Here is a 23,561-nt window from a genome sequence, read left to right as displayed (position 1 = left end):
TCGATCGGCAGCGCATTGGACGCCGACCTTCCGCCGCGGGACCCGGACGACACCGTCGATCGCCAGATCATCGCCGCGAGGTGACCTGGCGCGGCAACGAGACACCGGTTCCGAAGGCCGCCGACTCTGGGAACCCCCGGCCACGTCGACAGGCATCCGCGCGAACGCTCGTGAGGAGTGAACATAGCGACCAGAACGAAGGGGCACTCCCCTACCTGAGGATGACCCTTAGGCCCTGGATACGCTGAGTACTGTCAGCGTATCGCGGTCCTCTGCTACACATCGATCTCGGTGCGGGGCGTTGCCGGCCGAACCGGTGCCGGTGGCGTGATCGGGGCGGCAGGACCGCTGGGCGATCCGCCGGCTGCACCTGATTCGAAGGGATCGGGGTTGGGCTGCAGGCGTTCTCGTTGCGGTCCGGCCGCCCCATGCTGCGGATCCGCCGGCCGATCAGGCTTGTCGTTGTCCGATTGCGGCTGATCGACCGGTGGATCGTCCGGCTTCGCGTCGCTGTGGTCGTGCTGCCCGCCGTGGCCACCCATCCCGGCGATGCCCTGCAGGCTTTGCATCCCCTGCATGAGGCCCTGCGGGAGTGAGCCGAGCATGCCCGCCGCTTGCATCGGCGCCTGCAGCGCTTGGCCGGCTATCTGCATGGGCATCTGCATCATCTCGCCCATTTGACTCATCCCGCCCATCGCACCGCCCCCGGCGGATCCGGTTGAGCCATACCCGCCCCCGGGTAGACCCTGACCGCCGTTGGGGCCGAATTGCCGTTGCCCCAGCCGGTTTCCCAAATCCCGATCCGTGTCGGCGTACCGACCTGCCGCCCTGACGACATTGGCGGCCAACTGATGGAACTTGTTCGCAACGTCCTCTAGCGTCATGGCCCGACGATCGGCTCTTCGATCTTGGGCACCTGCGCGGCGATCGCTGCCGACAACGGGTCATTCCCCGATACGGCGAAGGCGGCGGGGGCTTTCGGCATGTTGTCGGCGAGCTCGGCCAGCCTGCCGCCGGCCTCCGCCAGTTTTTCGTGGTTCACTTTCAGTGTCTCATGTGTCATTGCTGCGCCTCCCGTATCGCATCGTCTCGATTGAGCCAAATTACGACTAGCCGTTGGTCTTTCGCGTGACCTCCCACATCAGAGCCGCACATTCCGGATGAAGTCGTAGACGCTGGCGATCCACAGCAGCAACGGGATAACAGCGGCGATGGCGACGCCGTCGATCATCTCGAGGATGCGCTTGGTGACGGGCGAAACCCGCCGAACCCCCGACGTCGCGCCGATCAGAATCACCGCGAGCACCCCTGCCGCGAGGTAAGCCGCCAGCACTACCCATGCACTGTGCGGATACCAGATGCTGACCCTGGCCGCTACCCCGGTCGGGATGGCGACGGCCGCCGCCAATAACGCCCAGGCACACCAGCGTTCGGCGTACAACCGCGCCCGGAATCCGCATACGGTTGTCACCAAGACGGCCACCAGCAGACTGTGGACGAAGAAGTGGCCTCGCACGACGACGGCGATCGCGCCAACCGCCAGCACCGCAGTGCCTGCGGCGACAAATCCGATCAGAAGTTGCCGCGCCAGATTACTGCGTTCGGTCAACCGCGCCGCGGAGTCCGGAACCGACGCCATGATCGCTTGCCAGGTCGACGATTCCTCGTCCGCGGCGTCGGGAGTTTCGACAGCGTCGAGCAGTTCCTCGCTGCCAACCGTCTCCCCCGGCGCGGGTATCGGCGGCAGCGCGATCCTTGCCACCGCGACAGTGAGCTTGGCCGCATTGGTCACCACGAATAGCCCGAACACAATGGCGCCGGCCGGAATCCAGTATTGCCAGCCGAATCCGCACGCGATTGCCGTGCCCGCCGCCGCCAACGCGGTGACCGCCAGAAACGACGCGAGCTCCGCACGCCTGCGCGGCCCGCCCCGCGTCGCGAGTGTCAGCAGGAGCACAGCCAGCGCACCACCCGCGAGTTGAGGCGCGCCCAACGAGCCGACCCCGCGGGGCAGCGGGACCGCCAAAGCAACCGCGCCGGCGATCGTCGGAAATGCCGCTACCAGAAGACTTTCCGCGAAATCCAGATTCCGATGTCGGCTTCGCGCCGCGTTGCTGCCGACCAGCAGGGCGATGCCCACGACTCCTAGTACCGGCGCCCACCACAGCGGATGCCCGCCATTCGTCCACGCCAACAGCACCATGACGGTCAGGGAAGAAGCTGCCACCGGAATAGCCACGCCGACAAAGCGATTCAGCGCGTTGCGATCGAACTCCGGTGATTCTTGCAACACCGCAACCGCGTCGATGACGTCCTCGACCAATGGCCGGTAGCGCTCGGTGCGGCTCACCGCCACCAGCGTCAGCAGCGACCCGTCCACAACTCCGGCGTCATCCAGCGACTGGTCGAGCTTCAACGGCGGCGCCCCCGGGCGGGCGAACGCCCACACCCCGCTGGCCGCGAAATCGAAGCCGGCCAGAATATCCGCCGGTGTGTCCTCGAGAATGTCGGCCAGCACAGCGACCGTTTCGTCGATGTAGGTCTCGATGGTCGTCGCCGACGGCAGTACCAAGTCCGTCATCCGTTTACCGGTGAGGATGGTGACCCGGGTGGTCGCCGGTCTGCTTGGCTTGGCGCTGGGGGTAACCGCAGCCGCGGCGGGGCCACTCAATGCCGCTCGAGCCTGTCGAAGTCATCGGAGAGCGCCGCGGCCAACTCGAGAATCCGCCGCTGGTAGGTCGAACTCAACAGGTCGAGCTGAATCTCGGTTCCGGACGCGATGTGCCTGTCCCACGGCAACAAGATGACTCGCCCCGGTTGCAGATGCCGTTCGAACTGCTGCAACAGCTCCTGGACGTCCAGATTCGGCTTGCCGGGCGAGACCCGGTTGATCACCACACACGCCCGGCTGAGCAGGTCTTGATACCCGTTCTGGCGCAGCCAGTCCATGGCGATCGCCGCTTGACGCGCGCCGTCGATCGACGCACTCGCCACGATCACGATTCCAGACACCGTGGACAGCACGGCCTTCGACGACGGGTCGAACAGGCCACCTCCGCAGTCTGCGAGCACGAGGTTGTAGTACCTCGAGACGATCTCGGTGGCACCCTTCCAGTCCTCGTCGTTGAACGCGCGCCGAGCCACGCTGTACTCCTCGGAGGACAGCACCTCCAGGTTCGCGGCATTCATGCTGGTGTGCGCGCGAATGTCGTTGTAACGCGACAGCGACTTGTCTGCAAGCAGATCCGAGATCGTAGCCGCCGATTGACGACCCGTCCGGTCTGCGAGGTTGCCCGCGGTCGGGTCGGCGTCGATCGCCAGAATCCGGTCGCCACGAACTCGTGAGAGCGCGGAACCGAGGGACACGGTCACGGCGGTCTTACCGACGCCGCCCTTGAGACCGAGAATGCCGATCTGATACGAGTCGCGGGCGTTCCGACGGACCCGCATCTGCAAGTCCAGCTCGTACATTTCGTCGGGTGACAGGCCCAGGTTGATTCGGGTCAGCAGATGCAGCCAATGCCGCCAGCCCTGCTGGGGTGGCATCTTGACCGCTGACCTGACGCCGACGTGCGCCAACGCATCAATGGCGCGGTGGTTGCCGATCGTGGCGGCCGATGTCTGCGTGAACTGGCTGGGCGGCGGCGGAGGGGCGACCCGCCACCTGGAGTCATGGTGCGGCTCGCCGAAATGCTGGCTGGGTGCAGGCGCGGGCTGCATCGGCGGTGGCGGGGGTGGCGGGGTGCGGGGCTGCTCGTATCGGGCTCCTGGCGCTGCGGCCGGCGCGCGATGTGCGGCCCCGGTCGGCCCGTTCGCCCTGGGCTGCGGCACCTCGGCGGCATGCTCTGGGGCCTTCTGGGCTGCTGTCTGGGTTTGCTGGGCCGGAGGCGCCGACGGGCCTCCTATCGGCATCGGCGGAACGGGTGTCTGACCGGCCGCCGAGGGACGCGTCGGCATGGGAGGCTGAAACTTTCGGATCGCCTCCAAGTCCACCTGAGACGTCGCATCTTCTGGTGGGTCGTTGGGACCGTTGAAGAGCCGGTCATAGTCGGCCGACATGAGTACCTCTCAAAAATCAATCGAAATGGCGGGACGTGTGCAGGGGGCGAGATCCGGGCCGAACCTTGCCCCCCGCGTCCCGCCGTATTAGGCGAACATACCGGTGACACCGGCCTCTGTCTGGCCCATCGTCTGCCCGGCCTCGCTGATGGTCTGAGCCAGGTTCTGCAGCGCAGAGTTCAGTTCGTTCGCGGTGTTGTCCCACCGCTGCTGGACGGCCTGGTAGGCCTCCGAACCGCCACCACCCCAGACCGCTGCCAGCGACGACAGCGAGCCCTTGCCCTCGTCGAGCAGGCCGTGCGTCGTGGAGACGGCGCCCTGGATGTCCGAGGCTCCGCCCTCGATGCCGGCGAAGTTCCATAGCTGTTCACTCATATTGTTCTCCGTTCGTCTGGTTGGTAGTGGTCAGAGGTTCATCGCCGACGACAGGGACCCTTGCTGCTCCTCGTCAGTCGAGGTGTAGTGCGCGCCCGCCGTGTGGATGTTGGTGGAGATGTCGTTGAGCTCCTGGATCTGCTGGTTGGCAGCCTCCTGGAAACGCAGCAACGCCGACTGGGCGGCTGCGCCGGCTTGGCCGTGCCACTGCCCGGCGAGCGAACCCGCGACCGACTCCACGTGTGCGATGACGCCCTTGAGCTCTCCGGAGATCCGCTCGAAGTTGCTGGCCTCCTTGGCGAGGACAGCGGCATCGGTGTTCATCTGTGCCATGCTGGACTGCTTTCTGTTTTCCTGTGTCCTCACCACGGGAATGGCGAGTCTTTCCGGTCATCCAGACCGGGAAGTCTGTGGTGGGCGACTACCAGTCGTCCGCTTCATCTTCGCCCAGGTCCTGGACGAGCGGCGCCGGTGCTTTCAACGCCGTCTTGGTTCCGCCCGACTTGGGCGCCTGGCCCATACTCATCGGGCCCGCGCCGCCGCTTCCCGCGCCGACCGGGGCGGCACCCGCGTTCGCTCCGGCTCCCGCAGTAGCACCCGCCGGTGCCACGGCGGCTGGTACGACCGGCTCCTCGACCCGGTCGACCAGCTTCGCCATCAGCGGTGTCCGCGGGGACGAACCGCTCAAGCCCGGCAGCGACGCCGCCCGCACGAGACCGGCCCCCAAGCTCGCCCCCGAACCCCCGACCAGTGGGTGATTCGACAGCGGCCCGGCGCCCAGGAAACCCATTTGCACGCCCTGGTTGCTGGAGCCCATGCCGCCGCCCATCGAGGTGAACATCGAGCTGGCCTGCTGAAGGGGTGCCGACAGTTGCTGCATCGGGCTTTGCACCATCGACCCCAGCGACTGCGGGACCTGCATGAGTTGCGAACCGAGCTGCGAACCCATCTGCATCACCTGCTGCCCGGCTTGTTGGGATGCCTGCTGCGCGTGGCTCTGGCCTTGTTGGGCGCCCTGTTGGGCGTAGTTCGACGCGTTCTCGGCGTCGGTGGCCGCCATGTTGACCAGGTTCACACCCTTGCCGCTGTTCAGGCCCACCGACTCAACCGTCGCTTGGCCTATCACATGGGTGAACACCCCGTCGCGCATGATGGCCCCGGCAGCTCCGGCCGCCGCCTGACCGACGGCGGCGCTGACCACACCCTCACCCGCGCCCGGGATGACGATCGGCGTCATCGGCATGATCGGCTCGAACAGCGTGTTCATCGTGGTCTCGGCCAGATACGCGTACATGGTGCTGGCGGCCAGGCTCCACATCCGGGCATAGTCGGCTTCGTTGATCCCGATCGGTACCGTGTTGACGCCGAGGAAGTTGGTGGCGTTCAGCGTCGCATTGGTGGCATGGTTCTGCATGATCTCGGGAATCTGCGGGGTTGTGGTTGCCGCAGTGACGTACGACGCGGCCTGCGCGGTCGCCTGCGCGGCGCGTTTCATCGCCTGAGCCGACAGGGTGTGCAGCCACATCACCATCGGCATGCAGGCCGCCACCCCGGTTTCGCTGCCCATCCCGGTCCACGCCGCACTGAGCGACGCCAGCGCCGCAGAGAGCTCGGCCGCCTGAGCTTCCAGCGCTATCGCCCAGGCTTCCCACCCCGCCGCGGCCTGCAACATCGGAACTTCGCCGGCCCCGAGTTGCAGGCGTGCAGTGTTGAGTTCCGGCGGCATCGCGGCGTACTCAACACCCAGTGGAGGTATCGGAGGCATGACTCAGCTCGCTACTTCTCGCAGCCGGAACGTTCTGATGACTGGTGTCGCGACGTATTACGCCAGTTCGGCGGCTGTGGCGCCGTCGACTGCCGTGTACATCCCGGCGATCTCGACGTACGCGGCGCCCGCCCGGGCCAGCTCCTCTTGGGCGAAGCTGTGCACTGCCAGCGCTTCGAGGCCGTCGGAGGCGAACGCCAGTGCGGCCTGGGCCGAGACCTCGTCGACACCTGCCGGTGCGAGCGCGCTCACCGCTGCCGAAGCTGTGGTGCCAGCCGCCAATCCCTGTGTGCCGTTTGCGATTATCTGCGAACCAATTCCCTCAGCGGCCGGCTCGAATGACATGGGTTGCATTTGCGTATTCTCCTCTGCTAGCGGCAGGAATCCATTTGACGGGTATGTTAATTTATGAAGTTATTCCTGTTAAGGAATAACGCCTTTCCCGCAAATACATGCCCTCCCCTGGTAAAGCCGATAGATCGATCCTAACCGGCATGGCGGGGTGGTGGCGACACTTCTTCTGGAGGGTCGATGTAGGCCGCTTGAATGACTTCCTTGCCGTCTGGCGAGACGAGAAACGCCTGGCCAGGGGGCCTTCTTTTGACCTTGATCTCGTTGGAGGGGAACTCCTGCTTGTCGCCGGAGAGAAATAGCGTCGGCGAGCCCGCCCCGAATGCCGCCCCGACGAACTTGTCCATGGTGGCGCGGTGCGCCTGGCTCATTTGGCAGGTCACAATGACGTGCAGGCCGATATCGGCCGCCGCGGGCAATAGTGGCGCCAGCGGCGTCATCGGCGGAGCTATACCGGAGGCGGCCACGATCATGTGCCAGTCGTCCACCAGCAGCACCACATCAGGGCCGGTCCACCAAGACCGCGCCCGCAGCTGTGCGGTGGTCAGATCCGCCGGTGGAAGGCGCCTGCGCAGGTTGTCCGCCAGCGCCTTGATGGCCTCCTCGAGCGACGCGCTGTTTCTATTGATGGCCCCCGCGTCGAGCAGATGCGACTCAGGCACCGTATCGAGAAGCCCGGAGCGGTAGTCGGCCAGCATGAAGCGGACCTGGTCGGGGCTGTTACGGGAGCAGATCGCCTGCGCCACGGCATGAGCGATTCGGGTTTTCCCGGATTTCGCCGCACCGAAGATGATCAGGTGCGGGGTGACCTGCATGTTGTTGTAGGCAACCGACAGGTCCGACTCGCGGACACCGATCGGGACCATCCAGCGGGTGCGGTAGTCGGAATCGGGTCCGGGCGGATTCGGATCCAACTGATGCAGATATATCCGTTCGGGCAAAACCCGCACTTGGGGCGCCTGCTCGGTATAACCCTCCGCGATGTGCGCGACGGCCGCGGTGATCGCATCGACCAGATTCTCGCCGCTGTGTACGCCGTCGATGCGGGGCACCCCGATCATCAGATGGTGCTTTTCGATCGAGATCGCCCGGCCGGGGCGATTCGCCGGTATCTCCTTGGTCATCCGGTCGATCTGAGTTTCGTTGATATCGCCGAGTCGGAACTCGACCTTGGTGCCCATGTAGTCGCGGACCCGCCCCTTCAACTCCGTCCAGCGCGGCGTAGAGATCACGGTGTGGACACCGAAAGCCAGTCCCTGGCCGGCGATGTCCTGCACCATCGGCTCCAGCTCGGGAAATTCGGCCACGAACGCCGGCCACCCGTCAATCACCAGGAACACATCCCCGAAAGGATCGGCCGCGGCAGGATTGTTTGGATCGTTGCGCATCTGCCGATATGCCGCCATCGAACCCACGCGGTACTGCTTGAAGATAATCTCTCGTTGCCGCAGAACGGCTTTCATCTCGGAGACCATGCGGTTGACCCGGTCCGGCTCAGACCGGGTCGCGACACCACCGACGTGCGGCAGATCCTCGAGGTAGATCAGGCCACCGCCACCAAGGTCGATGCAGTAGAACTGCACGTCGCGCGGCGTATGAGTAGCCGACGCCGACAACACCAGCGTCTGCAAGAACGTGGACTTGCCGGTTTGCGGGGCTCCGCCGACGGCGATGTTGCCACCAGCCGCCGATACGTCCACGCCCCAGACTTCCTGACGATGGCGGCGCGGCTCGTCCATGATGCCGAGCCCGAACTGCAGCGGCTGCCCAGTGCCGCGCTCGACCAGCTCGTTGACCGGGGTCGGATCGGCCAACGGCGGCAACCACATTCGGTAGGCGATCGCCTCGCCGGTGCCCAATTGGTCCAGCACGACCTCGCGAAGAACCCGCGGTTCCGGATCGACTGTCATCGGCGCCGCTCCTCTCCCCCGCGCCGCAAGCGGCTGGACGGTACCCCCGCATCGCTGCGCTCTGCATCCTCGCCGGCGCGTGTCATGACACCTCCGTCGTGTCGAAGATGGGCGCCGCCGTGAACCGACGGATCTGGACAGGGTGCCGACGGTGCGGCGCCCCGGAGTCGGCGGGCCTGTCGCCGTTCTCACCGTGCGACGCGGGCACATAGTAGGTGCCGGTATAGGTGCTGCGGAACTTCACCGGGTCTTCCATGCCGACCCGCAGGAAGCCGACACCGCTCTCCTTGTTGGTGATGTACTGCGCCTCCGGGGTTCCGATCACCGCCTTGGATTCCGCAGAACTTGTGGTGCGCAACGCGATTCGATAGGTCAGGTTGGGTTCGAGTTTGTCGATGCGGACACCACCGGTGTTCAGTGACTGCGTGGCCAGCAACAGGTGCACCCGCAGCGAACGACCCACTCGGCAGATCCGGTCGAACAAAGCGATGAAGTCCGGGTGGTTTTGCAGAAGCTCGGCGAACTCATCGACGACGACGAAAAGCGTTGGTAGCGGCGCAAGATCGGCGCCCCGCTCGCGATGTTTCTCGTACTCCGCGACGCCCGAGAGTGCTCCCGCGGCACCCACCTGGATACCGGCTTGCCGCAAAATCGATTGCCGACGATCGAGTTCACCGGTCAGCACCTCGCCCATCCGACTGACGAGCTCGGCTTCTTCCTCCATATTCGTGACGACAGCCGCAGTGTGCGGGAGTCGCTCCATGCCCAGGAATGTCGAACCGCCCTTGAAGTCGGTCAGCAACAGATTGATCTGGTCGGGATGATGCGTGGCCGCGAGCGAAAGAATCAGGGTCCGCAGGAACTCCGACTTCCCCGAACCAGTCGTTCCGATCAGCATGCCGTGCGGCCCAGCGCCGAATTCGGCGCCTTCTTTGATATCCAGGTACATGATCTCGCCGGTCTTGAGCTCATGCCCGAACGGAATCCGCAATCGGTCGTGGTCGGTGTCGGTGAACATCCGCCAGCGGTTCGGCAGCACCTCTTCCACCGTCTGCGCGCCGACCAACTGATGCCATTCCGTCGACACCTTCTTCTGGACGCGCGTGGTCTTGTCGATAATTGTTCCGGTGATGGACCAGCCGGCAAGCTTGCGGGCGATACGCGCCGACAATTCCGGCGACACCTGATCGGTCGCCGAGGTGACCAACCGGAAGGCCTGGTTCGGTAGCCGGTCGTCAGCGGTCCCGTCGCTGTCGACCCGGAGTCGATAGGCCGAGCCGCGATGGTTGCCCAGCGTGATCAGCGTGACGCCCGCCCGGCCGTCCACCGGGAAACCCGCACTGCCGCCGGTCAGGTCGACCACCACGACGTACGGCCCGCCCGGCGCGGCATCCGGCGTGTGCGGGCCTCGCGCGGTCAGGTCGCTGAGGCCGTCAGGCCGGGTGAAGATCATCCGGGTCGAGCCCGCCGCGTCGGTATCGGTCTGATGCTGAACGTGTGGAAGCCATTTCAGCCACGACCAGTCCGGGTTCTCCGGGTTGTCGACCAGCACCCGGAGCTGCATCAGGTCCGGCGGGTGGAACACCGCCAGCTGGCAGATCATCGCCCGCAGCAGACTGGCAGCCCGTTGCGGATCGCCACCCACCGCAATTGTCGGAAATGTCTTCAGCTGCAACAGTTTCGGGCAGTCGTGGATCAGGCCGTGGGTGCGCAGGAACTTCAGCACCCACATGTGACTCACCGGCTCCAGGTGCGGCTGAGGGGCGGCGTCCGGGCCCGCCAATTCCCCACCGAGCGCCGGCTTCAGCAGGCGGTCGACTGCCGGTTCGGAGCCAAGTCCGATGCGAACCGCGGCGAAGAAGTCCGCATTCGCCTGCCGGGACCACTGCCGGTGCGTGCCGATCAGCGACAGCAAGTCCCCGGGATTGGGCGCGTGGTAACCGAAGAATGTCACCTGAGCACTTGCCGACGAGGTCACCCGAGTTCGGAGGCCGGCCAGATAGCGTAGATATTCTTTGCGGTCGGCGTTGATTTCGGGAACTTTCTTGCCGCCGGGACCGCCGCCGGCCATGAAGCCGACCGTCGCCATGATCATCATCAAGGGCATCATCAGCATGTACGGGGACAGCTGCCGTACCCCGGTGAAGACCATGATCGCGATCATGCCGAGCATGCCGCCGGCCATCACGTACGGCAGCACCTTCTGCACACCGGAAGGCGGGATCTCGACGCCGAGATCTTCCGGGGGCGTGACACTGATTTCGCCCGGGGTCAAGCGGGGTCCGCGCTTGACCGTCGGGGTGAACTTCTTGGTCGCCATCAGCCCTCTCCCGCTTCGAGTTTCCGGGGCTTGGGATCCGGCGGCAAGGTGTCGTGCGCGAGCAACGCCGCTGCCTTGGACAGCACCGGGCCGTCCACGAGAAGCCGGACGACTACCCACGGCGCGTTCTGCGGTGACGTCAACCCCAGGGTCTTCGCGGTCTGCTGATCCGGTATCCCGTACCGCACCCCTTGCGGGTCAACGTAATACAGCGCTTCGCCGTGTTTCGGGTCCGGCGACTGAAGCTGAACGAACTTTCCGCCATCGGTGTAAACCGTGGCCGTTCCTTCGATCTGCTTGATGCCGGTGCTCATCGCGACGGGCGACAGCGGGAGGTGCCGGCCGCTGATCACAGCCGTCTTCGGGGCTTGATCGCCGGGCTCGCGCTCCCACGCCCAACACAATGTCGGCGCGTCCTGTGGAGTCACGATGGCAAGGGCTTGGTCCGGCAGCGGCGACGCATACACCCGCTCCGCGATCTTGGCGGCCACACTCGATTCAACAAGAGGCGGTGCGAGCAGCCCGTAGGAGTTCGTCGCACGCAGCGCCGCTGCCGTCGTCGCGTTTACCCGCGCCACTCCATCGGGCAGCACCACGTAATCCTGCGGACCGCCCTCCCCCTGCGTCTGAAACACCGCGCCGATAACCAGGTTCGGCGGCAGCCCCACCGAGTTCGGCGCACCGGTTGCCGCCACCGGCGGCAACTGCCAAGGCCCGACATCCGGGACCGCGTTGTAGATGCCCTCCGAGATCGGGGTTGGCCTCGCCGTAACCGAGATTCCCACCGAGGAGGCGACCGCGCGGTCCGTCAAATCGATGACGTGACGGCCACTTTTGGTGATCACCCACTCCTTGCCCTGATACGACGCCAGCAGAGCCTGATTGGGCTGCATCGGGCCTATCGACGCGTCCGTCGCCAAAGGCATTGCGATGATTGACGATTCAACCGTTGGGGCGACGCTGCCCGGATTGGCAACAGTGTCACACAAGGCCCAGCTCGACATGACGTCGGCCGAGACGGGGGTGGCGTAGGGGGCGCCGGGAATTCCGATGCGCTGTCCTTTGGGCATTCGATCCAGCTCTTGCGACTTGACCGCCGACGGGTTGCCGGGATTGCCCAAGACCAGCCGCGCAGACGTCAGGTTGTAGACGGGATGCAGCTCGCCGGTGTTCGGCATCACGACGTAGAGCTGATTTGTCGTGCGGTCGACGAGGAGATTGTCGCCACTGCGTCGGCCGAGCGGCTTGAAATAGGCCAGTAGTCCCGCACCCAGGCAGACCACCACCGCGAGCAGTATCCCGACCCCTACCGACCGGCTGTAGAAAGCCAGCGGATCGTCGAACATTCGGGTGTCACGTCGCACGACCGCGTGCTCGACGCGGCGCAACAGGAATCGCCAGCCGCTGACTTGGACTTTGGTGGTAAGCCGGAACCCCGCCATCGGTCACACGCCGATATTCAGTCGTCCATGCACGGCCGCAATCGCCTCCGCCATGTCGTGGTCATTGATCCTCTGCAACCGGTCCACGTCGAGATCGTCGATATTCATCGACTGTGCCAACCGCATGTCACGGTATTGCTCGGCAGACTCGACCAATTGCCGTGCATAACGGCCATTACCCGCGACGTCGAGGGCCGGCTTGTCTCCGATCGAATGTTGGCTCAGCAGTTTCGCTGCCTCCAGGAGATGTTCGGAGGCTTCCTGGCTCAATGTCGAATCATTGTCCGTCGCGATGACTTTCGCGATTTCGAGAATCTCTTCTGGCGAGTACGAATCGAACTCGATCCTGGTCGAAAACCGGGACCGAAGGCCGTCATTGGCCTCCAACAACCGGTCGATATCCGAGCTGTAGCCCGCGATGATCACCACCAGACGGTCGCGGTCGTTTTCCATCCGCGCCAGCAACGTGTCGAGTGCCTCGGTGCCGAAAGGGTCCGCGCGTCCGTCCCGCTCCTGCACCAGCGTGTAGGCCTCGTCGATGAACAACACGCCGCCAACAGCCCGGTCGATCGTCCTGGCGGTCTTGACCGCCGACTGGCCCTCGTATTCGGCGACGAAGTCTTTCCGTGATGTCTCGACAAGTTTCGGCTCGGCTATGACACCCAATCCGGCCAGAATATTGGCCACCACTCGCGCGATTGTCGTCTTGCCCGTCCCGGGCGGGCCGGCGAAGATCATGTGTTTGCTTGCCTGCGCGACCTTCATACCTTTGGCGGCACGAACTTTCGCCATCTGTGTTGCCGCACGATACCTTTCGATCTGCTCTTTGACTCGGGTAAGACCGATCTGACGATCCAGCTCGGCCTGGGCGTCGGCGAGAAGTCTCTCCTGGCCGGAGGTGTCCGCGACGACGCTGGCCGGATCCCACGGATCGGTACGGGCCTCGATGCTCTCCGCGCTCGTTGGCACCAGTCGGTTGGCTGGATTCCTCAGCGCCGCGGCAACTCTGGGGTCGGGATAATTCGCCTGGAGCCACTCCAGCAGCGGAAGCGCGCCTTCTTCGTTGCCCTGGTTGCGGCGCGCCATCGCCAGATACCAGGCGATGGTACGTCCACAGGCCTGACCCGCGGGCGTGTCGTTGGACTCGGTCAACCGGCGCTCGGCTTCGGTGAACAGCCCTAGATTCGCGGCAGCGACCCCGTGCGCGACCCCTGCTGCCGCGGCCAAGAATTTATCGGTCCATTCGGGGGCTCGTTTTACTTCGTCGATGACATCGGTCCAGCGTTCGGCTGCGCCGTAAATCACCGCCTTGACCCATGACACCAGATGCTCGGCGCCACGGGCCGGAGCCTCTTCCAAAGCCTCCATCGCGTCGGCGTAATTACCTTCCGACGCTTCGTTGACCGCGAATCCCAGCGTGATAGCCAACGGCGAGTTGATCGGGTAGGTGATGTCGCCGTAGAGACCCCCGATCGGAATCCTGGCATCCAGACTGACCATGGACATGTCGGCCAGCCCGGCCAGCTGCCCGAAGTTTCGCCGCGAATACCAGGCACGGAACAACGTCGCCCGGTCGGTATCGCCGCACCTGATTCGCCCGATCCACGCATCACAAGCGGTCTCGTCATACGTCGTGATCTCGGTGAACAATTCCATCGCCCGGCCGGGAGACATCGACAGCATGTTCACCGCCGTCCCGAACAGGTTGCCCAAATGCTCAGTCATGTTGACCTGCATACCGGACGGCGAACGTTTCTGCGATCGCGGCGCTCACCTGTTCCGGGGAGGGGAGGTCTAATTCGCGGGCAAGAAAGTCGCGGGTCGACGCGTTGTCGTGCCCAAGCGCGCCCATCTGCTCGAGCATGGTTACGTGCTGCGCCGACCGCGCCTTCTGGCGGGCCAGATCTGCGATCACCAGGATTTCGTCAGCGAGCGCAGACTCGGTCGCCTTGGTTACGCCAACAAGGTGCACACGTTCGATGCGTCCGTCCAGATATGCCGAAACGGATACTGTGCCAGGCGGGTTGGTGACGGTGACAACAGGCGATGCGGGTTCGTCACGCTCGAGCGTTGGCTCGTCGACGGGCAGATTTTCCGGGCTGGCGCCCGCCCCGGCCGGCTGGACAAAGGCGTCAAAAGCGTCGAGGCCCGAACTCTCCTCGTCGTCGTCGGCAGAGAAATAATCCCGGGCGGCGAGGTCGCCGGGGTCGTCGTCCTCGGGCGCGTATGGCGAAAAACCATCTGCCATGGCGTCTTTCCTGATTCTATCGGTAGTAATCGGTCTCGGTTTGCTCGAACCAGGCGCCGGACGGCAGGAACTCCACCAACCCCGCAAGTGCCCGCTGGAGATTTTCCGCCGTTCCTGGGAGGAAACTTCCGTAGAGCTCGCCGTTGACACGGCGGGGGATCGACACCAGCCGGCCTTGGCGCGAGTCGGCAACACCTGCCGCCAAATCGGTGGTGGTAATCGTGCCGCCCGGATGCCGTTCGCTGGCAGTGATTTCCACCCAACTCGTCGGGTTGGCAATGATTTCCGCGTAGATGCGTGCTGACCTCGGCGCGACGCCGTACTGCGCTATCTCTGATGCCGTTCTGCACTCGGCCAATTTGCTCGCGACTCCGGTGAGCGGTTCGACGTCAGCAGGGTTGGCGGGCCCGAGCACCGTTGTCACCATGCCGGCCAGGCCGACTTGTGGGGCCACCAGCTGAACCACCAGCATCTCGCCGTCGCGGGCGGCCACCACGTGGCGTTCGCCCTTGCGGCACACCACGAAGCGGATCATCGTGCCGCCGTCGACGTCGCGTCGCCACCAGCGTCCTTCCAGCACGCGGTCTGCCCTGCTCAGCGTGTCGACCATGTCCGCGACGCTCGGGTGCGGCGTGCCGTAGATGTTGACCACGCCCTGATCGGCGAGATCGCGCCGGACTTGGTCCCAGACCAGATCCCGCAAGTCCAGCTGCGGGATGTTGGGGCGGATTGCCAGCGCAGTCGGGAAGTCGGTGAGCCCGAGCCGGTCTGCGATGACCAGCATTCCGTCAATGGTCACCTCGACCGCAACGACGTCATCGACCTTGGCGGCGCTGTATGGACTCGACATCTTCTACCTCTGGTGCATAAGTCGGTCGAAGCTACTGCCCGCGTGCCGCTCAGGCGTACCTCGTCTAGCTCTCTACGTCACAAAATACTGGTCGAACATGGGCGCAAGCGGCGGTTTGAAGAGTTGCCGAAGGCTTGCGGTCAACGACCGGGAGAGCACTCGCCCGAATCCTTGTTGCCAGCGATCCAGCTCGCTTGTTGCTTTTCGAGCGTATCAGCCAGCTGATCCCCCTGGATGCATGAATTAGTACCGCAATCAGCGCCAACTGATCTGATCGATCAACGATTCGACGGCCGCAACAGTGTCCGGCGAAGCGCCATCTTCGGCCTCGATGCGCACCACGGCATCTTCGGCGACGCCGGCGGCCTGAGCAGTTTCCGCCACCGATAGGTTCGCCTGCGTCCGTGCGGCGTACAACCGTTGGCCCAGCGTGGCCTGGGGTGCCGTTGCGCTCAGCATCATCAGTGCGTGGTAATGGTGTCGCACCGTGCTGAGCGCCTTGATCAAGGGGACGCTGACCCTTCCCAATTGAGTAGCTCGAATCGCGACTGCCTCCACGCGGCGCAAATCCGCCAGAATCGGTGCCGCGGCTCGGGCGAATCCCGGGTCCTCCCCCGACGGAAGCGCCGCGATGGCACGCTCGCAGCTGTCGGCGGCCGCGATCACAGCCTGTGCGATCAACGGAATCTGCTCGTCCGCGGGCGTCATCGCGACGGCGGCTTCGCGCGGACTCGTGCCTCCGCCGCGGATGCGGGCAATCGTGCCTGCAGGCCAGCGCAAGATTTCCTCGAGCCTGGCCCGCGTCTTCTCGCGCGGCCAGCTTCGACCCTTCTCGAATGCGATCAATGCGCCAGCATTGATGATTCCATCCGCGGCGAGACTGCGCTGGCTGATATCCAACTCGCGCCGACGTGCCGCTGCCGCCGCGCCCGCGCGGACCACCCCGGGGTCCAGATCGTCATCACGCTGCCGGGCGCCTGCGCCATCGAAATTCTGCGATAAATGCGGACCTGGTCGACCGGCAGAGCCTGGTTCTGCTGGCTCCGAAGCCTCAAGCACCATCGCCAGCGCCTCCCCAGTCGCGAATCTCGAAAATCGCCGACGTTGCGGTGGGCCTTTCGGCGACACATCCGTCGTGGGTCTGCACGCTGCTGCCGAACTCCCTGCTCCGATGGACGCGGCGTCGTCCGATCCGTCGAACGTACGACGATCGTAACCTTTTATGTTGCAGGGTGCTACGGCCAGCGCTACGGTTCGCGCCGCACAGAAGTGTTGCGCTACATCGGGCCTACTAACCACGTCCGAGACGGTCTTTTCGCAGTTGAGATAGGTTAGGTCCGAACCAAGACGTCCCCGATTCTCTCATCTCAGCATCAAACTGTTGCAGTGCTACGGTTTAAGCGTTACGGTTTCAGGCGGACGCAGCCACCGCGTCAACCTGGCGGTGGAACTCGGGAAGGAACGTGACGATGGAACCAGCCACTATCTTTGAGCTGCCGCTGGGCGCGTGCACCCAGGACCCGGACCGCTGGACGACAGCTGCCGACGAGGCGGCCAAGACGGTGTGCCGGGCATGCCCGCGACGATGGCTGTGCGCTCGAGAAGCCTGCGAATTGCCCGGCGTAGAGGGTCTGTGGGCAGGCGTGCTCATTCCCGAATCCGGTCGTGGCCGCAGCTTCGCGTTGCGCCAATTGCGCTCGCTCGCGGAGCGCAATGGTTACGTCGTACGAGCGCGTAAACCCGGGCCGGGCTCGGTCTGATCGATCGCGCACTCAGACCGACGGATCGGGCTCGACGACCCAACAATCTGCACAATCAAGAATGTGCCCGGGGCGCGACGCCTGCGCCAGGCACATTCTTGTCTTTCCGTCAAAGCGTTGACGACCCAGGGAGCTTATCCCTGGCTTCCTTGGCTACCCGTAGGCGCTGCCGACCCGTTACCGGGCGGCGTCGCATCACCTGGTGCCGGGGCCGGGGCTGCCGGGCTGGCGGGGGCCGCTGGGGTGCCCGCCGACGCCGCTGAGCCTTGGCTTCCAACCGCAGGTGGCGGGTTGCCGGGCACCTGGGCGGGGGCCTCGGGCCCGGCCGCTGGAGCACCCGGGACCGCAGCAGGAGCCGGAGCACCGGGAGCGCCGGCGTCCGGGCTGCCCGCCGGCGCTGGCGCGCCCGCTGGTACTTCGGGGTTACCGGCGGGCGGCGGCGTCCCTGGGCCGCCGGGCGGAGTTGCTGCCGGTGCGGCGCCCGTCGCCGGCGTGCCTTGGCTGCCCGCTGGGATCGGTGTGCCCTGGCTACCGGCCGGTGTCGGGGTTGCGTTGCCTGCCGAGGTAGCCGGCTTGTTGGCGGGTGTGGCCGTCGATTGCCCGCCGGTTCCGGACTTCACCGCGCGCCCCCCGCCCCCGGGTGTGGTCGACTGCACCCAGGAAGCCAGGTCTTGGCCCCCGGCTTCCCGGTATACGACTGCGTTGGGATTGTCGCCCGTCACGTCGAAGTAGACCTTGCCCGTGGTCTTCTGTCCTTGCGCGAGACCGGCAGGGTTGATGCCCTGCGGCGTTGCGACTTGGTAGAGGACGCGATAGGTCTGACCGCCGGGGCTGGTGGCGTTGAGGTCCGACACGATCGGGGTCGCTCCGCCTTGGACCGCCTCGTCCGTCGCAGTGGCTTCCCACAGCGTGCCGTGCGGCTCATACGGGATGACATCCGAGCTTTGCTTGAGGTTGCTCACAGTCCAGGCCTGACCACCGATGTTGACCGGTGAACCTAGGGTTTGGGAGTTGCTCCCGGGTGCGGCCACATCGGCGAGGGCGGCCGCTGCGCTGCCGATGCACAGAGCTCCTGCCGCGGCGAAAGTTGCTGCTGAGGCTATTGCAGCGCCGGAGTTCTTCAAGATGTTCTCTTCCTTATGTCGTCCGTGTCGATGTCGATTGTGGCACCCATTATTCGGCGGCCTTTTAGTTCACCCGCTGGAAATTCAGTGGGTGTGGACCGAGTTATTCTAAACCCAGAATTCACAACCGTATTTCTATCACGCCTTAAGAGCGGTATGCGGCGCCTTTCTCCGGCTGCTCGCTCCTGGGTCAAAACCGACGCGACATCACGAGTGCGATGCCCACCACGCGTACAGCTGGTCGAAGTTGGGCCCAGGGAGCTCGGACTGCACACTGCCGAGCACCAGACCGGCGTCATTGGTCCACGCAACCGTCGGGGAACTGTGTTGAAGTCCGCACATGAGCATCCCGCTGATCTGGGTCGGTGAGACGACGCGGTGCCAGGCACCTGGCGACTGGATGCGGCCCGGACATTCGATGACGGCTGATGTCTGCACGATTTCATTGAATGCGGTTCGCAGCGTCGCCAGGTCCGGGTAGAGGGTGTACGTGGCGGACGGCGGACCATCTGGATCAACGTTCTGCGCACAGGCCAATCGGGCAAATGCATTTCGTGGCGCGGTCACCGGATTGCAGGCGCCGGGCGGGTAGCCGGCAGGTAAAGAGCCGAACAGGCGCGCCTGCGACTCGGCCGGCGGAGGAGTGGACACCGCGGGAGGGGTCGTGGTCGTTCGTTCGGCGACCGGCGGAGTTTTCGCGGCATCGGGACGTGGTGGGGACCCCGGAGGCACCGACCAGATCAACAGTCCGCCGATAACGACGGCCGCAACGAGCGCAGCGACGACAACGGGTCCGCGGCCACGACGCGGCGGTCGCCGGTAGGCAGATATGGGCGGCGGGGGAAGAAACTGTCCGGGCCACGCGCCGCCTGGCGGGAAGGAAGGGGGAGCCAACGGTCCATCCGGGCGCGGGGGTGCCGGCTGGGGGGGGCCTGGCCAAGCTCCGGCGTACGACGATGGCGACGTCGGCTGAGGCGGGTGTTCGTGCGGTGTCGGAACGCCGCCGGCCAACGGCGATGGCTCGTAGTCCGCCTCCGGCAGGGTGGCTTCCTCGCCGCGCTCGACGATCTCGTCTGCCCGGTCTTGGTCCTGGGCACTGAGCGCGTCGGTCGCGGCCTGCGCCAGCTCACCGGCGCTCGCGTAGCGCCCTGCCGGGTCCTTCGCCATACCTCGTCCGATCACGCGGTCAAATGCGGTCGGTATGCCTGGGCGCAGCTCGCTGGGCTGGGGAATCTCGTTCATCAAGTGCGCAGTGATCAACATGCCGGCACTGTCGGCGCGGTACGGCGGTGCACCGGTCAAACACTCGTGCAGCACGCAGGCCAACGCGTAGACGTCGATGCTGTGGGTCACCTCGCCTTCGGTGAACCGTTCCGGCGCTGCGTATTTCCACGTTCCCACCGCGCTGCCGGCAGATGTCAGCTTCTCGTCGGCGGTGGCGCTGGCAATGCCGAAATCGACCAGGTAGGCGAAATCGTCACTGGTGATGAGGATGTTCTCCGGCTTGATGTCGCGATGGATCACCCCGGCGGCATGCGCAGCGTCCAAGGCCGAGGCCGCTTGGCGCAGGATCGCGACCGCACGAGGCGGGGTGAGGACGCCTGACTCCTTCAACAAGGCCGACAGATCCTTGCCGTCGATCAACCGCATCTCCAAGAAAAGCAGTCCGTCGATTTCGCCGTAGTCGTGCACCGGAACCACGTGCGGCTCTTGAAGGCGGCCGGCGGTGCGCGCCTCACGCTGAAGCCGCTCGCGGAAAACCGGATCTTGGCAGAGCACTGGCGAAAGCAGCTTCAGTGCCACCGACCGCTCTTTTACGGTGTCTTCGGCCTCGTAGACTTCACCCATGCCGCCGCGGCCGAGGAGTCGTTTGAGGTAGTACCGCCCGAAGTGTGACCCCACTCGCGAACTCTGCGTGGCGTCGCTCATCGCCGACTCCTTACGCCAATCCACGGCTCGGCGCAGTGGCGGCGCAATCTTTGCGACCTCGAAACGCACCGTCCGCGAAGCCGGCGTGCATTAGCTACGACGGTAATTCCTCGCCTCTTTGGTCACATATTAACGGTAGCAGTCCGGGTCATGCGCCCGCCGAGATCTCGTTGTGCACCACGTAGCGGGCCTCGGCCCCGAACTCGCGTTGGAAATGCTGTCCGGGTTACACCGCGACGCCAAGCGTCTCGCCGACGAGACGTTGGTCAACGCGATCGGTGTCTACCTGAGCCAATTCGCCCGGGTGCTGGCGCAGCAGGGCGGCCCGCTGTCTCATCTCCCGACTGAGCGCGGCGGTGACAGCGGTGACACGTCGCGCACCGCCGCAGCACGCCGACGTGCGGAACCCGAGCCGGCGGACGCACCGACCGAACAGCCCTCCGCACCGGAGTCGGACCTCGAATCCGCTGCATCCGGCAGTGCCGCTGGTAGGCGTCGACACCGATGAACACCGCGTATCGGCGCATCGAAGATCTCCCTCCCGGCGATTGGGCGGCCCTGGCCAGGCGCGCAGCCCAGACCGCCGCGGCGGCAGCGTCTGACTCCGGCATCGCGACACCACCCGAAGTGGCCGCTGTCGCCGGGATGAGCGAGCAGGAGCTCACCGCTCACCGGGAAATGCACGGCCCCGGGCAGCGGCGGCTATCGGCCGCCATGCGGTTGGTTCAGGCCGACCAATTGCGCGCTACGGCAGAGCACGTCGCGCTCACCGCTCGGCAAGACGAAGCTGACGCTCACTCGGCGGCCGCGATGGCCCGCGAAGAAGCCGCCCGCGCAGTGGGTGAGGCGGCGGCCGCTCGGGAGCGGGCCCGGGAGCTCGAAGCCGACTCGGCTCGCAAAGACCAGAGACGCGCGGCCGACCAGCACATCATCGAAGCTCTGCGGGGTGAGCTCGCCCAGACCAAAACGGATGCGCAGGCCGAAATCGCCTCGGCGCGAGAGCAAGTCAGTGCGGCCGAGGCGCGTGCCGAGCAGCGGGTCGTCGAGCGCACTCAAGAACGCGCAGCTAGCGAGAAGACCGTCCAACTGCTGCGTGAGCAGATTGCGAAGGTCGGTGCCGACACCTTCGCCGAACTCGCCGCGGCCGCCGCGCAGGTTCGCGCCGCGGAGGCTCGCGCAGAGCAACGAAAAGCTGAACGTGCCGCCGAACGTGAGGCGGCCGAGCGACACACCCAGGAAGCGCGCAGCGAACTCGAGCGGGTGCGGGCAGACTCGGCAGCCGCCGTAGCGGAGGCGACGGGTAAGGCCAGCGGTGAGATCGCCGATGCGCGGGCGGCCGCCGACGCCGACATCACCCGAGCACGCGACGAGGCCGAAGTAGCCATCAGCGAGGCGCGGGATCTGGCAGCCGCTGCAGTCGCGGATGCCGAGGCCGAGGTCACCCGGGTCCGCCAAGAGGCTCAAGACGCCATCGCCCAGGCGTGGGAACGCGCCAACGTGGAGGTTGCCCGTGCCCGTAAGACTGCTCAGGAGGCCATCTACTGGGCGCAGGGCGAAGCGCAGCGGCTCGGCTCAGGCGGCGGGGATACCGCTGGGCCGATGCCCCGTTGGGAGACCGCCGAAGACGCCGCGTTGCGACCGGTGCGGATTCCAGTTCCACCGCGAGACATCCGCGCCGACACCGGTCCGATCGAGGACACCCTCGCGGTGATACGGCAGGTCGACGAATTGTGCTGGCAACTCTTACAGAACAGCGGTCCCGACGGAGTGCAGTACCCGGTTCGCGTCGAGCAAGTCCGCAGCCTGCTCCGAGCGGTCCAGCAGCAGGCCCGGGATTTCTCGCAGCAACTGCACAACCTGGCGTCGCGCTACCGCGAACCGCGGGAGACACAGCTGGCCAACAGCTATACCCGCGACGCCGCTGATGCCTACAGCGGCTTCCTGCAACGCATCGCCGCCGCGACGGACCGCCTGGGTCAAACCGGCCGGAGTCCAGACGGCGATGTGGTCACGCTGATCAGCCAGTTGCTCGACCAGCATCCCTGGGTCAGCCGTTGATACGTGCTTCGGGGCACCGGCCTCGACACCCCCGCGCGGCCGCACAACGATCACCCGAACCGCGTTGCACCACTATCGGGGACGGCAACTGTCAAAACTGCTGTCAACCCTCTGGAGATCGGGTGCAAGCCGACGCCCGGGATGCTCTGCAGTCGTACAGGCCGCTCCGATTGGACGAGGTCACTTCGGTGTCGCTTCCGAGCATGGAACTAAGGCTCGTGAGTGGCGCCGGCGGCAATCTTCTCAGCGGCTAACCTCGCCACCGCTTAATGGATGGAGCCGTCGGCCTTTCAGGACTTACGCGACGAAACTCCCCGGCCACCGGCGCGGCAATCATCGAGACCGGGGACCGCCCGAAACACAAAGGTCACGCCCTCTTTCGAGTTCGTGACCTAAGCGCTGCGAGTCCGTAGAACTGCTCTTTGTGGGCGAAGGGGGACTTGAACCCCCACGTCCCGAAGGACACTGGCACCTGAAGCCAGCGCGTCTGCCATTCCGCCACTCGCCCTGAATGACCGGTGGAGCCTACCACTGTAAAGGCTGCCGTCTCCAAACCGCACGGCTGCCCACCGCGTTGGTTTGACCTGCCGCGATGGGATTCTCAGAGTTCCAGAGGTGCCGCTGCGCTGCGCTTGCCGGATAGCATCTGCGTACGACACGCGTCCACCGACACGCCGGAACAGCTTGACTGTCCAGCACCACACCACGAGGACTACAGCCATGAGCAGCCAGCGGGGGCTAGTTCAACGCATCGACCGCAGGCTCGAGGCCTCCGTCGGTGATGCTGTTGCCCGCATATTCGGCGGCTCAATCGTTTCGCAGGAGATCGAGGCGATGCTGCGACGGGAGGCCGGCGAGGGAATCCGTCCCGTCGCCGGCAATCGCCTTTTGGCTCCGAACGAATACACAATTACCCTCGGTATGCACGATTACCAGAATGTGGGCGCCGACCCGGGCCTCACTTCGGAAGCTTTCGCTCAGCATTTGGCTGGATACATCGGCGAACAGGGGTGGCAAACATATGGTGACGTGGTCGTCCGGTTCGAGCGTTCGGCGAACCTGCACACCGGCCAGTTCCGCACCCGCGGTGCTGTCAACCCCGATGTCGAACCCCGGCGAAGCGCCGGCGAGCTCGTCCCGCCACAATCAGACCATGCGTTCGACGCAGAACCAGGAGTACCAGCGATGAGTGAGAATTCGAGCTACGGCGGTGGCCAGGAGCAGGGTCGGCCCGGCGACGAGTACTACAACGACCCCTACGCGTACCCGCAAGAGGACCCGCATGCCGCGCCAGACCAGCGCGGCGGCTACCCCGACCAAGGCGGCTACGGCGCACCCGACCAGCGCGGCGGCTACCCCGACCAAGGCGG

21 protein-coding genes and 1 tRNA gene are annotated in these 23,561 nt (G+C 65.4%); 4 read left to right on the top strand and 18 right to left on the bottom strand.

What is annotated here, in order from left to right; translation table 11 throughout:
* Positions 1-275: 275 nt before the first annotated feature.
* The 15 genes from ABDV69_RS15695 to ABDV69_RS15625 form a co-directional block, all read right to left on the bottom strand.
* Complete coding sequence (locus ABDV69_RS15695; RefSeq protein WP_343575982.1) at positions 276-884, bottom strand: hypothetical protein; 609 nt, start codon at positions 882-884, stop codon at positions 276-278.
* Positions 881-1,063: a hypothetical protein gene (locus tag ABDV69_RS15690; RefSeq protein ID WP_343575981.1), complete on the bottom strand. Its 183-nt coding sequence runs from the start codon at positions 1,061-1,063 to the stop codon at positions 881-883. Before ABDV69_RS15690 ends, ABDV69_RS15695 begins: the two co-directional genes overlap by 4 nt.
* Before the next feature lie 78 nt (positions 1,064-1,141).
* Entirely contained in the window at positions 1,142-2,671 is a 1,530-nt protein-coding gene (gene eccD, locus ABDV69_RS15685; RefSeq protein ID WP_343575979.1) for a type VII secretion integral membrane protein EccD, read from the bottom strand.
* Positions 2,668-4,059: a MinD/ParA family protein gene (locus ABDV69_RS15680; RefSeq protein WP_343575978.1), complete on the bottom strand. Its 1,392-nt coding sequence runs from the start codon at positions 4,057-4,059 to the stop codon at positions 2,668-2,670. The genes eccD and ABDV69_RS15680 overlap by 4 nt, the downstream gene beginning before the upstream one ends.
* An 87-nt stretch (positions 4,060-4,146) precedes the next feature.
* Complete coding sequence (locus ABDV69_RS15675; RefSeq protein ID WP_343575976.1) at positions 4,147-4,434, bottom strand: WXG100 family type VII secretion target; 288 nt, start codon at positions 4,432-4,434, stop codon at positions 4,147-4,149.
* Positions 4,435-4,464: 30 nt separating this feature from the next.
* A complete protein-coding gene (locus ABDV69_RS15670; protein WP_343575974.1) occupies positions 4,465-4,767 on the bottom strand; it encodes a WXG100 family type VII secretion target in 303 nt (100 codons plus the stop codon).
* Between the two features lie 88 nt (positions 4,768-4,855).
* A complete protein-coding gene (locus ABDV69_RS15665; RefSeq protein ID WP_343575972.1) occupies positions 4,856-6,199 on the bottom strand; it encodes a PPE family protein in 1,344 nt (447 codons plus the stop codon).
* A gap of 57 nt (positions 6,200-6,256) precedes the next feature.
* Complete coding sequence (locus ABDV69_RS15660; protein ID WP_343575970.1) at positions 6,257-6,553, bottom strand: PE family protein; 297 nt, start codon at positions 6,551-6,553, stop codon at positions 6,257-6,259.
* A 131-nt stretch (positions 6,554-6,684) separates the two neighbouring features.
* Positions 6,685-8,460: a type VII secretion protein EccCb gene (gene eccCb, locus ABDV69_RS15655; protein WP_343575969.1), complete on the bottom strand. Its 1,776-nt coding sequence runs from the start codon at positions 8,458-8,460 to the stop codon at positions 6,685-6,687.
* 82 nt (positions 8,461-8,542) lie between these two features.
* Positions 8,543-10,780 (bottom strand): type VII secretion protein EccCa, encoded by a 2,238-nt coding sequence (eccCa, locus tag ABDV69_RS15650; RefSeq protein ID WP_343575967.1) that lies wholly within the window; start codon positions 10,778-10,780, stop codon positions 8,543-8,545.
* On the bottom strand, positions 10,780-12,222 hold the full coding sequence (eccB, locus tag ABDV69_RS15645; RefSeq protein WP_343575965.1) for a type VII secretion protein EccB: 1,443 nt from the start codon (positions 12,220-12,222) through the stop codon (positions 10,780-10,782). Before eccB ends, eccCa begins: the two co-directional genes overlap by 1 nt.
* A gap of 3 nt (positions 12,223-12,225) precedes the next feature.
* Positions 12,226-13,947 carry a type VII secretion AAA-ATPase EccA gene (eccA, locus tag ABDV69_RS15640; protein ID WP_343575963.1) on the bottom strand — a complete coding sequence of 574 codons (1,722 nt, stop codon included), beginning with the start codon at positions 13,945-13,947 and terminating at the stop codon, positions 12,226-12,228.
* Positions 13,940-14,470, bottom strand: coding sequence for a YbaB/EbfC family DNA-binding protein (locus ABDV69_RS15635; protein ID WP_343575960.1), 531 nt, complete (start codon positions 14,468-14,470; stop codon positions 13,940-13,942). The genes eccA and ABDV69_RS15635 overlap by 8 nt, the downstream gene beginning before the upstream one ends.
* A 16-nt stretch (positions 14,471-14,486) precedes the next feature.
* Complete coding sequence (locus tag ABDV69_RS15630; RefSeq protein ID WP_343575959.1) at positions 14,487-15,320, bottom strand: ESX secretion-associated protein EspG; 834 nt, start codon at positions 15,318-15,320, stop codon at positions 14,487-14,489.
* A gap of 255 nt (positions 15,321-15,575) precedes the next feature.
* Positions 15,576-16,262, bottom strand: a complete 687-nt coding sequence (locus ABDV69_RS15625; protein ID WP_343575958.1) for a transcriptional regulator — start codon at positions 16,260-16,262, stop codon at positions 15,576-15,578.
* Positions 16,263-16,789: 527 nt separating this feature from the next.
* Between ABDV69_RS15625 and ABDV69_RS15620 the strand changes: the two genes are divergently transcribed.
* Complete coding sequence (locus ABDV69_RS15620) at positions 16,790-17,080, top strand: WhiB family transcriptional regulator (RefSeq protein ID WP_343575956.1); 291 nt, start codon at positions 16,790-16,792, stop codon at positions 17,078-17,080.
* Between the two features lie 134 nt (positions 17,081-17,214).
* Here the strand turns inward: ABDV69_RS15620 and ABDV69_RS15615 are convergent, their stop codons facing one another.
* Entirely contained in the window at positions 17,215-18,042 is an 828-nt protein-coding gene (locus tag ABDV69_RS15615) for a DUF1942 domain-containing protein (protein ID WP_343575954.1), read from the bottom strand.
* Positions 18,043-18,411: 369 nt separating this feature from the next.
* Entirely contained in the window at positions 18,412-20,133 is a 1,722-nt protein-coding gene (locus tag ABDV69_RS15610) for a protein kinase (protein ID WP_343575951.1), read from the bottom strand.
* A gap of 172 nt (positions 20,134-20,305) precedes the next feature.
* Here ABDV69_RS15610 and ABDV69_RS15605 point away from each other — a divergent pair, with 172 nt between their 5' ends.
* Both ABDV69_RS15605 and ABDV69_RS15600 read left to right on the top strand, forming a co-directional pair.
* Positions 20,306-20,641 carry a hypothetical protein gene (locus ABDV69_RS15605; protein ID WP_343575948.1) on the top strand — a complete coding sequence of 112 codons (336 nt, stop codon included), beginning with the start codon at positions 20,306-20,308 and terminating at the stop codon, positions 20,639-20,641.
* Positions 20,638-22,191 carry a hypothetical protein gene (locus tag ABDV69_RS15600; protein WP_343575946.1) on the top strand — a complete coding sequence of 518 codons (1,554 nt, stop codon included), beginning with the start codon at positions 20,638-20,640 and terminating at the stop codon, positions 22,189-22,191. The genes ABDV69_RS15605 and ABDV69_RS15600 overlap by 4 nt, the downstream gene beginning before the upstream one ends.
* A gap of 425 nt (positions 22,192-22,616) precedes the next feature.
* Here the strand turns inward: ABDV69_RS15600 and ABDV69_RS15595 are convergent.
* Positions 22,617-22,699: transfer RNA gene (locus tag ABDV69_RS15595), tRNA-Leu, on the bottom strand.
* Between the two features lie 212 nt (positions 22,700-22,911).
* On the opposite strand from ABDV69_RS15595, the gene ABDV69_RS15590 reads away from it, so the two are divergent.
* A partial coding sequence (locus ABDV69_RS15590; RefSeq protein ID WP_343575945.1) for a DUF3662 domain-containing protein occupies positions 22,912-23,561 on the top strand: 650 nt, incomplete at its 3' end.

This window comes from Mycobacterium sp., from assembly GCF_039583785.1.
GTDB lineage: Bacteria > Actinomycetota > Actinomycetes > Mycobacteriales > Mycobacteriaceae > Mycobacterium.
This window is presented reverse-complemented; position numbering and strand designations above follow the sequence as displayed.